The sequence below is a fragment of the Flavobacterium macacae genome, from assembly GCF_003865365.1.
GTDB lineage: Bacteria > Bacteroidota > Bacteroidia > Flavobacteriales > Flavobacteriaceae > Flavobacterium > Flavobacterium macacae.
Genome location: NZ_RQVR01000006.1, coordinates 103,893 through 117,946 on the forward strand (window position 1 = coordinate 103,893; position 14,054 = coordinate 117,946).

A 14,054-nucleotide genomic window follows, 5' to 3' on the forward strand; every position below is an offset into this window, starting at 1 on the left:
AGTAAAAATGCTATGAAAGCAACAATAGTTACCATTGGCGACGAAATCTTAATCGGCCAAATTATAGATACCAATTCGGCTTTTATAGCAAAATCTTTAGATAAGATTGGTATTGAAATTCACGAGGTGCTTTCGGTTTCGGATGATAGAAATCATATTTTAGAAACATTTCAAAGGTTGCAGAACCAAGTAGATTTGGTGATAATTACCGGAGGCTTGGGTCCGACAAAAGATGACGTGACTAAAAAAACGTTCTGCGATTATTTTGAAGACGAATTGATCGTGGATAAAAAAGTCGAGGCACACGTCATTGACTTGATTGAAAGGGTGATGAAACGGCCTGCTTCGCAAATGAATAAAGATCAGGCGCTTGTTCCTTCAAAAGCTACGGTTTTGCACAATCAGGTTGGTACCGCTCCAGGAATGTGGATGAAGAAAGAAAACACTGTTTTTGTCTCTTTGCCCGGCGTTCCTTATGAAATGAAATACTTGGTTGAAAATGAAATTCTTCCAAAAGTTATTAAAGAATACGAACGTCCGTTTATCCTCCATAAAACCATTTTGACATACGGGCAAGGTGAAAGCCTGGTTGCTGAACGAATTGAAGATTGGGAAAATAACCTGCCTGAATTTATCAAATTGGCCTATCTCCCGAACCCAGGAAGAGTACGGTTGAGGCTTTCAGCCAGAGGATCCGACGAAGAGCTCTTGAAGAAAGCGATCGAAGAAAATATCATTTCATTGACCAAAATTATCGGCGATATTATCGTTGGATTTGATGAAAGCGAAACGTTAGAGTTTGTTTTGGGAAAAATGCTTGCCCAGCAGAACCAGACCATTTCAACGGCGGAAAGTTGCACCGGCGGAAAAATTGCGCAGATGCTTACGTCCATTCCAGGTTCGTCAAAATACTTTAAGGGAAGCGTGGTCAGTTATTCCAAAGAAGCGAAGATTGAAGTGCTTAACGTTGCTGAAAAAACAATAGAAGAATTTTCTGTCGTGAGCGCACAAGTGGCAGAAGAAATGGCTTTAGGTGTAAAAAAGATCATGAAAACCGATTATTCCATCGGAATCACCGGAAACGCTGGTCCGACAAAAGACGATACCGATTGTGAGGTCGGAACCGTTTTTATCGCAATTTCTTCTCTAAAAGAGACAATAATTGAAGAATTTAATTTTGGGCAGCCACGAGAAAAAGTCATTGATAGAGCGGTAAATAAGGCGTTCGAGATGCTTCAGAAAGAAATTTTAAAAAATGTACAATAATTATTTTGAACAAAGGTTTATTTTTCGTTTCTTTGCACCCTGATTTTGAATAACGATAAAAGATAAGCATAATGTCAAGAGTTTGTGACCTTACGGGTAAAAGAGCGATGGTTGGAAACAACGTTTCCCACGCGATGAACAAGACTAAGAGAAAATTTTCTGTAAACTTAGTTAAAAAACGTTTTTATCTTCCTGAAGAAGACAGATGGATTACTCTTAGAGTAGCTGCATCTACAGTAAAAACGATCAACAAAAATGGAATCGCTGCAGTTTTGAAAGAAGCTAAAGCTAACGGATTTATTAAATAATCCTTCCTAAAAACTATATAGCAAGATGGCAAAGAAAGGTAATAGAATCCAGGTAATTTTAGAATGTACAGAACACAAAACAAGTGGTCAACCAGGTACATCAAGATACATCACAACAAAGAACAAAAAAAATACTCCAGACAGATTAGAGATTAAGAAATTTAATCCAATCTTGAAAAGAGTAACTGTTCACAAAGAAATTAAGTAATAATTAGAGATTTTTAAAAATTCAGATGGTCCCATTTGAATTTTATTAAAATATCAAATAACATTTGAATCATGGCAAAGAAAACCGTTGCAACGTTACAGACAGCTTCTAAGAGATTGACAAAAGCTATCAAAATGGTAAAATCTCCAAAAACTGGTGCATATACTTTCGTAGAAAGCGTTATGGCTCCTGAATTAGTTGACGAATTCTTGAAAAAGAAATAATTCAACCAAAACAGCATATAGAAAAGCTACTTTCATTCGAAAGTAGCTTTTTTATTTTTATATTTGTCCCAAGTTTTATCAGAAGCCAAACACAAGGCATTTTTAAACGTAGTTCCTGCTTTCCGCCACAATCTTTTATGCCGAACCCCGGCATAAAAGGATTTTCGCTGCAATCGGGCCTATTTAAAAACGCTTTCTCCTTCTTTTAGCTTCTGGACTCAGATTGTCTAAAAAGTCTTGTAGTCTAACAATCTAACAATCATTAAAAATGAGCTTTTTTAAAAAAATATTTTCATCAGAAAAAAAAGAAAACCTTAGCCAAGAAGCAAAACAAAGCTTAGACAAAGGTCTTGAAAAATCAAAAACATCTTTTTTCTCAAAACTGACCAAAGCAGTTGCCGGGAAATCAAAAGTAGATGATGAGGTTTTAGACAATCTTGAAGAAATATTGGTTTCTTCAGATGTTGGCGTGAACACCACCTTAAAAATCATAACCCGAATCGAAGAACGCGTTGCCGCTGACAAATATTTGGGAACTGACGAACTGAACCAAATTCTTCGGGAAGAAATCGCCGGGCTTCTATCAGAAACCAATTCAGGTGAAGCCACGGAGTTTGAAATTCCAAAAGATAAAAAACCATATGTTTTGATGGTTGTCGGTGTAAACGGAGTTGGTAAAACCACCACCATCGGGAAATTAGCCCACCAATTCAACAAAGCCGGATATAAAGTCGTTCTTGGTGCTGCCGATACTTTTCGCGCCGCCGCAATCGACCAATTGCAGATTTGGGCTGACCGAGTTGGCGTGCCAATCGTGAAACAGCAAATGGGCAGCGACCCAGCATCCGTTGCATTTGATACGTTGCAGTCTGCCGTTTCTCAAGATGCAGATGTGGTGATTATTGATACCGCAGGCCGTCTGCATAACAAGGTGAATTTGATGAACGAGTTGACAAAAGTAAAGCGCGTGATGCAAAAGGTCCTTGAAGACGCGCCACACGATGTTTTATTGGTTTTGGATGGCTCAACAGGCCAAAATGCATTTGAGCAAGCAAAACAATTTACCGCGGCAACTGAAGTGACTTCGCTGGCTGTAACAAAACTGGACGGAACTGCAAAAGGCGGTGTTGTTATCGGAATCTCTGATCAATTCCAAATTCCAGTTAAATACATTGGAGTAGGCGAGGGAATAGATGATCTGCAAGTATTTAACAAGCATGAATTTGTGGATTCTTTCTTTAAATGATTTTATAAAAGTTTTTTAATTCAAAAATGTTAATTAAATTTAATACTTTAGCATAAATTAACAAATAAAGACTTATGAAATTAAAAATTTACTTAGTAGCTCTATTCACAATTTTTATAAATTTACAATTGCATTCACAAGATTTAAATGCAGGTTACTACATCAATAAAAATGATGAAAAAACCCACAGTTTATTTTAAAAATATGAGTTTCAAAGATCCTTCTTTAGTTAAATTTAAATTTAATGAAGATTCTGATTTTCAATTATTAAAAGTTGATGATATAATTGAATTTGGGATTGAGGGAGATAGTAAATTTATTAAAAAAAAGGTAAATATAGATGAAAGTTTAAATTATGAAAGTTATTCTAAAGACCCGATATTTATAAGTAAAGTTCTTTTTTTAAATGTAATAGTTGAAGGTCCTTGTAATTTGTATTCACATTATGATGGTAATAAAACCAGATTTTTTTATCAGGTAGGTGAAGGTACGGAAATTGTGCAACTTATATACAAAAAATTCCATTTGAATGAAACTAATGTAATTAAAGAAAATAACGAATTTCGAAATCAATTAAATACAATTTTAAAGTGTGATGAACTAACTTTTAATGATTTTATCAAATTAAAATATGTTCGAAATGATATTGAGAAAATCGTGCAAAGATTTAATTTATGTCAAGGGAAATCTAGTAAAGTTTTTGGAGAAAAAACAGAAAAAATTAAATTTAAGTATAGTGTATTTGCTTTAGCAAATCAATCAAATTTTTCAGTTTATTATAATTATGAAGATTCTGAAAAATTAACAAAAACTAATTTTGGTGGTGGGGCTGAGATAGCAATGGTTTTTTCTTATGGGAAATCTGAAGTGTTTTTTCGAGGTGATTTAGAACAATATTCTGGGAGCTCTAAACATATTGGAAATCAAAATAATCCTGTGAATGAAAGAAGCGATTTTACTTTAGAATCTACTTTCTTAAATTTTAATCTAGGATATAGGCACAATTTTTTTATAAGCTCAAAAAACAAAATATTTTTAGATGCTTCAATGGGTTACAGTACTCCATCTGGGGATATAAAATACAATTTAAGATATCCAAACGGTACCGGACAATACTTAACAGAGACATTTCTATTTGAAATAAGTAATAGCTTTTTTTTAAATTTTGGAGTAGGATATGTTTTTAATGATAAATTTGGAATCGAAATAAGAAAGGATACTAATAGAGATTTGCTTCTAAATTCAGATAAAGCAACTTTTAGTAGAGTTAGCTTAGGTTTGAAATATACTATAAACTAAAAGTTAAATGGCATTTTCAATATACAATGTAAAACCGCTACATCTTTATATCTTGTTTGTGGTTTTAATTTTGACAGCAAGAATATGCGAAGGTACAATCCAGCCGTTATATTACCTTTTTGCGCTTTTAGGCTGGGTGGTTTTCTTTATAGCGGTAAAGAATTTCTTCAATCAAAAAAAGCAGTTGGAAACAAAGAAAAAGACTCCAGTAAAAAAGATAAAAAAATAAATGTGCTAATGGATTAGCGCATTTTTTTTTGCGAAACATTCCTCGCAATCAGATTAGACTAAAATGGCAATGTCAGCAACTTTTCGTATTCGAATTACAACCATCTCCTTATTGTAAATCCATGTGCGTTTTGGGCATTTTTTCGAAAGCAATTTCATGTTTTCTCCCATTTTTAAATTCAAAAAACGGCATTCGAAAAAAAGAAACCAAATGCTACTGAAAGTGTCATTTTTTCATAAAAATTCGTTTTCCAATTACACTTTAAAAATTGTGAATTGTTTAATTCAGAAACTTTTTTATCAAGGTAATAAATGGTAAATTTATTTTTTTAAAAATGAATATGAAAAAGATAGCGATTTTATTGTTTACGGCCTCATTATTAGTTTCTTGTGCAAAAGTTTCAAAAGAAGAAACGCAGAAATTAAACGGGTATTGGGAAATTGAAAAAGTAATTTTGGCAGACGGTTCTGAAAAGGACTATAAAATCAACATGACTTATGATTTCTTCAAGATTGATAAAGATTACAAAGGCTTCCGTAAAAAAGTAAGTCCGCAGTTGGACGGTAAATTTCTGGCCGATGATTCGTCTGAAGCACTTGAGGTGATTGATAATGACGGTAAAATTGTCTTGAGCTATAAAACTGATTATGCCACTTGGAAAGAAGAATTAAAATCAATTTCTGATGAAAAAATGGTTGTTTTAAACCAGCAAAACATCGAATACCATTATAAAAAAGCAACACCAATCAACCTTATAGATGGCGAAGAGACTAAATAACGAAAACTCGGTTGGCGATGTTTTAAAACACATTATTCAATCCAACAAATTGCAAACTGGCATCGACCAGATTACCGTTAAAGAGGCGTGGATTTCTTTGATGGGAAACGGCGTGAACAGTTACACCAAAGAAGTGACGCTTCGAAAGAACACCCTGTATGTTGAATTGACTTCAGCCGTTTTGCGCCAGGAACTAAGCTACGGAAAAGAAAAAATTATACGCATGATCAACGAAGAATTCCGTCGCGATGTCGTCAAAGAAATCGTTTTCAGATAACTTATGGTTCGCAATAAAAAGCATAAAAAAATCCCGATCGCATAAGTGATCGGGATTTTTTTATATATTTCAGACTGCAATAGCAATCTCAATACTCAATTCAAAAAACCATTCTAATTAGAATTGCTCTCTTCCAGCAAAGTGAAATGCACCTTCTAGCGCAGCATTTTCGTCGCTATCAGAACCGTGAACAGCATTTTCTCCAATAGATTTTGCATATTTTTTACGGATAGTTCCTTCAGCAGCATCAGCAGGATTAGTAGCGCCAATCAATGTTCTGAAATCCTCAACAGCGTTTTCTTTTTCCAAGATGGCAGCCACGATCGGACCTCTTGACATAAACTCCACCAACTCTCCGTAGAAAGGTCTAGCAGCGTGTACTTCATAAAATTTCTGAGCATCAGCCACAGTCAACTGCGTCAATTTCAAAGAAACAATTTTAAAACCACCTTCAGTGATCATGTTTAAAATTCCACCGATGTGTCCGTTTTCCACGCCATCAGGCTTAATCATTGTGAATGTTCTGTTCGTTGCCATTATATTTTTTTTTTAGATTTGGCGCAAAAGTAGTGTTTTTTAACAGAATACGAAAATTTTCAGAAGATTTAGAAACAGAAAATCCACGAATTATCAGCAAAAGACAGTCCCGCTTTTCGGTTCAATAAAAAATTTCTAAAGAAGAAATTTTTTTGATTTCCCCTGCAATCGGGGTTAGCGGGCAAGGCCAGTGATTTTTTTGCATCGTCACCCTATCTTTGTCGATGCAGTCTCTAGTTATAGTACCAAATAAATTCGCCAAAATTTAGAACTCCCATTTTTTTTAAAAAATATAAAAAAAATCTCTGAACCGGATCTGAAAAATCACAAGACAATCACTAAAAATTCGTGTTCCAAAGGTTTTAAATTTTCAAACAGTTTATCCATCAAAACCGATCCGTTTTCCAAATAAAACTCTGAAAAATTTACAACGCGCTCCTGCAAATTTTGATTCGGAAAAAGCTCGTTCTGCAAGTCTGCAATTCGCTCCAATTGGGATTCGTGTTTTTTCTTCTCCGCTTTCAATAAACGTTTTTCCAGATTTTCTAAACCTTTGATTTGTTTCAGTTCCTGTGCTTTTACAGCGCCGATAAAAGATTTGTCGGTCGCAGTTGCCATCACATTCAAATCGTCAAATTGTTTTCTTAAAAAATCTTTTTGCGATGTGAAATCAATTGAAAATTCAGAAAATGTTTTGACTTTCTCATTCATCAAAGCTTCTTGTTTTGAAAATAAATTAGCCCAAGACAATTCTAATTTATCTGCTTTTTTAGCCTGTTTTTCAGTAGCCAAAAGTACCGAATTACGCAAAAGCAAAATCGGAAAAGTGACATTGGAAGCTTCGAAATAAGATTTTAATTCCAGCCAATACGCCAATTCACCGCCACCGCCAATGTAGCAAAGATTCGGTAAAATAACTTCTTGATATAAAGGACGCATAATCACATTCGGGCTGAATTTTTCTGGATTATTTTCTAATGAATCTAAGATTTCAGTTTCCGAAAATTTCAGTTTTGTGTTATTTACATAGTAAAATCCATCTTGAAAAATAATTCGCTCGCGGAAAGAATCTTCGATATAAAAAAGATTTATTTCCCTTGGATTTACTTGAATATTGTAGTTTTTTAAATGTTCAGAAGTTTCCAAAACCTTTTGGTGCGAAGTCTGTTTTAAAAGTTCTTCTTTCGCAAAAGGAACAAATTGTTTTTTCAATTCAGATTCATCAGCATCGATTATAACCAATCCAGATTTTCCAAAGATTTCATTGGCCAAAAAACGAGTCCCTTCTGCCAAATTAGAATGCCCAACATAGGCTTTTTGGAACAAATTCTTCAAATAGTCTGCATTTTTTCCAATTCCCAATTCTAAAGCAAAAACTTCAAAAACTTCATCCAAACCTTTGGTTGATAATCTTCCGACTGGACCGCCGTTTTCGGCATTCCAGCGCACTTTTTTTCCGTGAAGATTGAAATAATTTATTTCCTCAAAATCGTGGTCTTCCGTCGCCATCCAATAAATAGGAACAAAATTATATTCGGGATATTTCCGTTTTAATTCCTCTGTCAGATTAATTGTGGAAACTATTTTATACAAAAAATACAACGGACCTGTAAACAAATTCAGCTGATGTCCGGTGGTGATCGTAAACGTTTTGGAACTTGAAAGCGACTTGATATTTACATTTGTCAAGTCAGAAACATTCAAATTGGAGTATTGTTTTTCTAAAACTGCAACCAATGTTTTTCTATTGGAATCCGCATCCAAATTGAAATTTTCTGCTTTTTCAACCAGCTGTTTTTTAAAGTTTTCAGGAGAAGGAAATCGATTGTAAAGCGACTGTAAGTCTGGTTTCTGATTTAAATAATCATTGATTAGTGAAGTAAAATAACCAGAGTTTTGGTAACTGATACAGTCGGTTGGCATAGTTGAATTTTTTTGTAAAAATAAAGAAAATAAAGGCAAAATTTTATAAATAAGTCATAAAGTCAAAAGCAATGAATGAATAGGCTTTTTACAATTTCAGACAGCATTCAAACAGATGCTTTAGTGAAAATTTAATATAAAAATTTTTAGTAAGTTTGATCAAAATTTCAGCAACTACAAACGAAACTATGAAAGCATTAAAAATAATCTCTGACCTGCTTCCAATTCCAGGTTATACAGTCATTATCATTTGTTTTTTCTTTCCGTTTTTGACCATAAAATGCAATACGACTGAGTTGGTTTCAGTGACCGGTTTCGATTATGTTATTGGAAACGATGTCAAAGACAAGATGGAAAAAAGCGAAATGGCAAAAACCATCAAAGAAAAAATGGGCAAAGATCTGTTTGATAACAAAATAGAAAATGATTCTTTGTCAGAAGACAGTGAAGAAAATGCTTCTCAAGAGGGCGAAGAAACAGGGAATTTAGGAAAACAAACAAAAGATGAAAAAACAGCTAAGATTTTATTCTTTGTGATTTTGGCAGTTCCATTGTTAATGGCGCTTTCGGGATTAGTCATCAGTTTTACAAAATCAAAAAGAAAAGGACTTTTTCATATTATATTCTCAACGGTCGGTTTTATTTTTCTTTTGAGCTACGGAATTATGATCAAATCTTCAGGTGATGTAAATTTGCTTTCATCCCTGGGCGATGGAATTGGCGCTGGAATGATTTCGATTAATTTAGGAAATGCCTATTTTGTAGCCACGATATTTTTCTTAATTGTCATTCTATTTTTTGCAATGGTAAAATATTTGAAAAAATTGTATCAAGAAGAACAGCAAATAAGAGAAGAATCTGTTGAAGAATTTTATTCAAAAGAAGAATTCTAATAAATTTTTAAAAGAAGCTCCTGAGAAATCGGGAGTTTTTTATTTTGCGCCCAGAACACTGCATTTCCAAATGGCAAAAATTTTGTCAGTAAAAGGAACAATCAAATAGATGCGTTGGCTCAAGACATATTTTGAAGGATCAGCATAATACTCTTCTAAAGCAACTGACGGCAAAGATCGAATCGTTGTCGCTTTTCGATGACTGAATCCAAAGTAAGTTGACGATTCAGAATCGGTTTTTCCTGTAGAAATTTCTCCAAATGTTTTTATCGAAAACGAAGATCTTGTGCTGTCTGGCGAAATTTCAAAATTAATTTCTGAAGGATTTTTGGCAAAAAGAAATCGGATTTCCTTCTTCTTTTGGGCAAAACCGGAAACCGAAAGCAATAAGAAAAGACTGAAAATAATTGATTTCATAATTTAAAATTCCTCTTATAAATTAAGTGAGTACAAAGTAAGTGTTTTTAAAGCAGATTGCAAATTCAAAAAAATTAGCAAATCTGCGACTTCATCAAAAATATGGAGTAATTTTACAATCTTTATGAAATGCAAATGACATCAGTTTTTCTCATCACGCCACCTTTTACACAGCTGAACACGCCATATCCGGCGACGGCTTATATCAAAGGTTTTTTAAATACTAAAAATATTTCGTGTTTTCAATCTGATTTGGGTATTGAAGTGATTTTGTCATTGTTTTCAAAAAAAGGGTTGGTCGATTTATTTGCGGAAGCAGAAAAAAATACGATAGAAAAATCAGATAATGCCAAGCGAATTTTGGCTTTGCAAGAAGAATATTTTAAAACAATTGATTCTGTAATTCTTTTTTTGCAAGGAAAAAATCCCACGCTTTCCCATTTGATCTGCCAGGAAGATTTTCTTCCAGAAGCTTCTCGTTTCTCGCAATTGGAAGAATTAGATTGGGCTTTTGGAACGATGGGAACTCAAGATAAAGCAAAACATTTGGCGACTTTATATCTTGAAGATATTTCGGATCTGATCATCGAATGTGTTGATGAAAATTTTGGCTTCAGCCGCTATGCTGAAAGAATGGGGCGTTCGGCAAATTCGTTTGATGAACTTTATGGAATGCTTCAAAACGAACCGACGTATATTGATGAAATTCTTTTAAAAAATTTGAACGAAAAGATGAGCGATTTGCAACCTGAATTGGTTTGTTTTTCGGTTCCTTTTCCAGGGAATTTATACAGTGCTTTCCGAAGTGCACAATTTATAAAAAAATATTTTCCAAAGAGTAAAATTGCAATGGGAGGCGGATTTCCAAATACCGAATTGCGTTCTTTGGCAGATATTCGTGTGATGGAATTCTTCGATTTTATTACGCTTGATGACGGAGAAGTTCCGTTAGAAGAATTAATTTCTAATGTTCAAAATCCGAATTATGGCCAATTTAAAAGAACGTTTCTTCTTGAAAACGGAAAAATAGTTTATAAAAATAATTCAACAAAAAAAGATTACAAACAGTCAGAAGTGGGAACTCCAGATTATTCTGATTTGCTTTTAGATAAATACATTTCGGTTATAGAAATTGTAAATCCAATGCACCGAATGTGGAGCGATGGACGTTGGAACAAGCTCACTATGGCGCACGGATGTTATTGGGGAAAATGTACTTTTTGCGATATTTCTTTAGATTATATAAAAGTATATGAGCCAGTTGCCGCCAAATTGTTGTGCGATAGGATGGAGGAACTCATTGAGCAAACCGGCCAAAACGGATTCCATTTTGTAGATGAAGCGGCGCCTCCGGCTTTGATGAGAGCTTTGGCTTTGGAAATTCTTCGTAGAAAATTGACAGTGACTTGGTGGACGAACATTCGCTTTGAAAAAAGTTTTACAAAGGATTTGTGTTTGTTATTGAAAGCTTCGGGATGTATTGCCATTTCTGGAGGTTTGGAAGTAGCATCTGATCGATTGCTGGAACTGATTCAAAAAGGAGTAACCGTAGCGCAAGTTGCCCGAGTGACCCGAAATTTCACTGAAGCCGGAATTATGGTTCACGCGTATTTGATGTATGGTTTTCCGACGCAAACAGCACAAGAAACAATTGATTCTTTAGAAATGGTCCGTCAATTATTCGAAATAGGTATTTTACAATCTGGTTTTTGGCATCAATTTGCAATGACAGCTCACAGTCCGGTGGGAATGTATCCTGAAAAGTTCGGTGTTTTAAAAGAAACAGAAGCTATCGGAACTTTTGCTAATAACGACATCATTCACATCGATAAATTAGGAACCGATCACGACCAATTCAGTTTTGGATTAAAAAAATCGTTGTTCAATTTTATGCACGGCATCTGTTTTGACTTTCAGTTGCAAGATTGGTTTGAATTTAAAATTCCAAGAACAAAAGTGCCGAATGATTTTATTTACAATGCCATTCAAGACGAAGAAGATTTTACTACAAAGCCGTCAGCAAAAGTAGTTTGGATTGGAAACAAACCAACACTTTCACATTTTACCAAATTTAAAAAAAGTAATTCTTGGGAAATGACTGCTTTAGATTTCCATTCTAAAAAAGATATTTTTAGTATCCAAACAAATAAAGAACAAGGAATTTGGTTGGCTGAAATGCTGTCGAAAATTTCAGTTTTAAATTCAAAAACATATACTTTTCAAGAAATCAAATCCGATTATGAAAATGCGGGTTTAGAAGATTTTGAATTGTTCTGGTATTCAAAGCAAATAAAAACCCTGAAAGAATCAGGGCTACTGGTATTGTAATTTAATAAGTCAATGCTTTTTTTTCTGCTTCTTCTTTTAATTTTAAAAAATTATCAGATTGCTCTTTAGAAAGGAGTTTTATAATTTTTGTATTTATTTGATCATAAATGAATTGCATTTTGTCTCTTTTTTCGATACTTGGTAAATTTGATTTTGCGATTTCTTCCAAACTATCTTTGTGATCATTTACAATTGACCTTACAGCAGCTTGTTGTAATCCATCGAGTTTAATTTCTTTGGTGAGATACTCTGTATAAACATCTGCATAATCTTTATTTTCGGCATTTTTTTTGCTTGGCTTATTTTGTCTAACGCTTGATCCAATAGAGCGATCTACTCCTCCATAACCTTCGTTTCCATAATATTGAGAAAATCCATCAGTTGTTCCAAATACTAAAAAAAATAATGCGATAAAAAGAAATTTAGTTTTCATAGAATCAATTTAAAAAACAAATTTAATCAATTTTTAGACCAAATAAGAAGCATCTACTTACTTTATGATGTTAAAAAAAGGAGCTTCTTTAGAAACTCCTTTTTAATATTATTCTTCTATCACTGCTTCACCATACAAATCAAACTCGGCTGCGTCAGTAATTCTCACATTTACAAACTCTCCCGTTTTCAAATACGCTTTTGAAGCATCAATCAAAACTTCATTATCAACATCCGGACTGTCAAATTCAGTTCTTCCGATGAAGTGGCCGCCTTCTTTTCTGTCAATGATACAACGGTACACTTTGCCAATTTTCTCTTGGTTCAATTCCCAAGAAATTTGAGATTGAATTTCCATAATATCATTGGCACGTTGCTGTTTCACATCTGCAGGAACATCGTCTTCCAATAAATAAGCGTGGGTATTTTCTTCGTGAGAATACGCAAAACAGCCCAATCTTTCAAAACGCATTTCTTCAACCCAGTTTTTCAAAATCTGAAAATCTTCTTCTGTTTCACCAGGATAACCAACGATTAGAGTCGTTCTGATGGTCATTTCTGGCACTTTTTTTCTGAATTCTTGAATCAATTTTGTTGTTTTTGCTTGGGTTGTTCCTCTTCGCATCGATTTCAAAATGGAATCAGAAATATGTTGCAACGGAATATCCAAATAATTACAAATCTTTGGCTCGCGTTTCATCAAATCTAAAACATCCATCGGAAATCCTGTTGGGAAAGCATAATGCAAACGAATCCATTCAATGCCTTCAACGGCTGCTAAATTTTCTAATAATTCAGCAAGATTTCTCTTTTTATACAAATCAAGACCATAATATGTCAAGTCTTGAGCAATCAAAATCAACTCTTTAACGCCGTTTTTTGCCAAACCTTTGGCTTCGTTAACCAACTTTTCTATCGGTTGAGAAACGTGCTTGCCACGCATCAAGGGAATCGCGCAAAAACTGCAAGGCCTGTCACAACCTTCCGCAATTTTTAAATACGCATAATTCTTCGGAGTCGTTGTCAAACGCTCTCCAAGCAACTCGTGGCGGTAATCTGCACCAAGCGCTTTCAATAATCCTGGCAATTCGGTAGTGCCAAAATACTGGTCCACATTCGGAATTTCCTTAATCAAATCTGGCTTGTAACGTTCAGATAAACATCCGGTTACAAAAACCTTATCCACAATTCCCTGCTCTTTTTTGTCAACATAATTTAAAATCATATTCACAGATTCTTCCTTTGCATTATCAATAAAACCGCAAGTATTGATCACAATAATATTGCCTTCTCTTTCTGCAGGCGCCTCATGTTCCACATCTTTGCCGCTGGCGCGCAATTGTCCCATCAGCACTTCGCTGTCGTAAACATTTTTAGAACACCCTAAAGTGATTACATTAATTTTGTTTTTCTTTAACGTCTTGGTTCTCATAGAATTGTAAATTGGAGTGCAAAATTAAGCTTTTTTCTTCAAACCCCGCTTGTTTCGCTTTCAAATTGTATTACTTCTAACATTAACAGCGACTTTTTCTTTTTCCAGAAGCACAAACGCATGTACATTTTTTAAACTTCGTCCCGCTTTCTGCAGTAACTTTTCTCCGAAAACGGAAGAAAAGGCTGCTGCTGCCAATCGGGGCTATTTGAAAACGGCACTGCCTTTTTTAAACCTTTGGATCCTTGCGTAAAATC

Annotated in this window: 16 protein-coding genes; 11 read left to right on the forward strand and 5 right to left on the reverse strand. The window is 34.4% G+C overall.

Annotated features, from left to right (window positions below):
* Positions 1–12 precede the first annotated feature (12 nt).
* From EG849_RS06930 to EG849_RS06970, 9 genes are all read left to right on the forward strand, one after another.
* Positions 13–1,266: a competence/damage-inducible protein A gene (locus EG849_RS06930; RefSeq protein WP_125012349.1), complete on the forward strand. Its 1,254-nt coding sequence runs from the start codon at positions 13–15 to the stop codon at positions 1,264–1,266.
* 71 nt (positions 1,267–1,337) lie between these two features.
* Positions 1,338–1,574 (forward strand): 50S ribosomal protein L28, encoded by a 237-nt coding sequence (gene rpmB, locus EG849_RS06935; RefSeq protein WP_125012350.1) that lies wholly within the window; start codon positions 1,338–1,340, stop codon positions 1,572–1,574.
* 25 nt (positions 1,575–1,599) lie between these two features.
* Positions 1,600–1,782 (forward strand): 50S ribosomal protein L33, encoded by a 183-nt coding sequence (gene rpmG, locus EG849_RS06940; RefSeq protein ID WP_056069900.1) that lies wholly within the window; start codon positions 1,600–1,602, stop codon positions 1,780–1,782.
* Positions 1,783–1,853: 71 nt separating this feature from the next.
* Entirely contained in the window at positions 1,854–2,006 is a 153-nt protein-coding gene (locus tag EG849_RS06945) for a DUF4295 domain-containing protein (RefSeq protein ID WP_113988621.1), read from the forward strand.
* A 268-nt stretch (positions 2,007–2,274) separates the two neighbouring features.
* Positions 2,275–3,252 carry a signal recognition particle-docking protein FtsY gene (ftsY, locus tag EG849_RS06950; RefSeq protein WP_125012351.1) on the forward strand — a complete coding sequence of 326 codons (978 nt, stop codon included), beginning with the start codon at positions 2,275–2,277 and terminating at the stop codon, positions 3,250–3,252.
* Between the two features lie 171 nt (positions 3,253–3,423).
* Positions 3,424–4,551, forward strand: a complete 1,128-nt coding sequence (locus tag EG849_RS06955; protein WP_125012352.1) for a hypothetical protein — start codon at positions 3,424–3,426, stop codon at positions 4,549–4,551.
* A gap of 7 nt (positions 4,552–4,558) precedes the next feature.
* Positions 4,559–4,780: a hypothetical protein gene (locus EG849_RS06960; protein WP_125012353.1), complete on the forward strand. Its 222-nt coding sequence runs from the start codon at positions 4,559–4,561 to the stop codon at positions 4,778–4,780.
* Between the two features lie 340 nt (positions 4,781–5,120).
* Positions 5,121–5,558: a hypothetical protein gene (locus tag EG849_RS06965; RefSeq protein ID WP_125012354.1), complete on the forward strand. Its 438-nt coding sequence runs from the start codon at positions 5,121–5,123 to the stop codon at positions 5,556–5,558.
* The gene (locus tag EG849_RS06970) at positions 5,539–5,835 is read left to right on the forward strand and encodes a DUF721 domain-containing protein (protein WP_125012355.1); all 297 of its coding nucleotides are present in this window, start codon (positions 5,539–5,541) and stop codon (positions 5,833–5,835) included. The genes EG849_RS06965 and EG849_RS06970 overlap by 20 nt, the downstream gene beginning before the upstream one ends.
* A gap of 117 nt (positions 5,836–5,952) precedes the next feature.
* Here EG849_RS06970 and EG849_RS06975 read toward each other — a convergent pair whose 3' ends face one another.
* Together EG849_RS06975 and bshC are read right to left on the reverse strand one after the other, a co-directional pair.
* Positions 5,953–6,372 carry a nucleoside-diphosphate kinase gene (locus EG849_RS06975; protein WP_125012356.1) on the reverse strand — a complete coding sequence of 140 codons (420 nt, stop codon included), beginning with the start codon at positions 6,370–6,372 and terminating at the stop codon, positions 5,953–5,955.
* Between the two features lie 324 nt (positions 6,373–6,696).
* Positions 6,697–8,295, reverse strand: coding sequence for a bacillithiol biosynthesis cysteine-adding enzyme BshC (gene bshC / locus EG849_RS06980; RefSeq protein WP_125012357.1), 1,599 nt, complete (start codon positions 8,293–8,295; stop codon positions 6,697–6,699).
* Positions 8,296–8,483: 188 nt separating this feature from the next.
* Between bshC and EG849_RS06985 the strand changes: the two genes are divergently transcribed.
* Positions 8,484–9,188 carry a hypothetical protein gene (locus EG849_RS06985; RefSeq protein ID WP_125012358.1) on the forward strand — a complete coding sequence of 235 codons (705 nt, stop codon included), beginning with the start codon at positions 8,484–8,486 and terminating at the stop codon, positions 9,186–9,188.
* A gap of 39 nt (positions 9,189–9,227) precedes the next feature.
* Here the strand turns inward: EG849_RS06985 and EG849_RS06990 are convergent, their stop codons facing one another.
* Positions 9,228–9,605: a hypothetical protein gene (locus EG849_RS06990; RefSeq protein WP_125012359.1), complete on the reverse strand. Its 378-nt coding sequence runs from the start codon at positions 9,603–9,605 to the stop codon at positions 9,228–9,230.
* A gap of 135 nt (positions 9,606–9,740) precedes the next feature.
* Between EG849_RS06990 and EG849_RS06995 the strand changes: the two genes are divergently transcribed.
* Positions 9,741–11,933 carry a B12-binding domain-containing radical SAM protein gene (locus EG849_RS06995; protein WP_125012360.1) on the forward strand — a complete coding sequence of 731 codons (2,193 nt, stop codon included), beginning with the start codon at positions 9,741–9,743 and terminating at the stop codon, positions 11,931–11,933.
* A gap of 1 nt (position 11,934) precedes the next feature.
* Here the strand turns inward: EG849_RS06995 and EG849_RS07000 are convergent, their stop codons facing one another.
* Entirely contained in the window at positions 11,935–12,366 is a 432-nt protein-coding gene (locus EG849_RS07000; RefSeq protein WP_125012361.1) for a hypothetical protein, read from the reverse strand.
* 108 nt (positions 12,367–12,474) lie between these two features.
* Positions 12,475–13,797 carry a 30S ribosomal protein S12 methylthiotransferase RimO gene (rimO, locus tag EG849_RS07005; protein ID WP_125012362.1) on the reverse strand — a complete coding sequence of 441 codons (1,323 nt, stop codon included), beginning with the start codon at positions 13,795–13,797 and terminating at the stop codon, positions 12,475–12,477.
* Between the last annotated feature and the right edge of the window lie 257 nt (positions 13,798–14,054).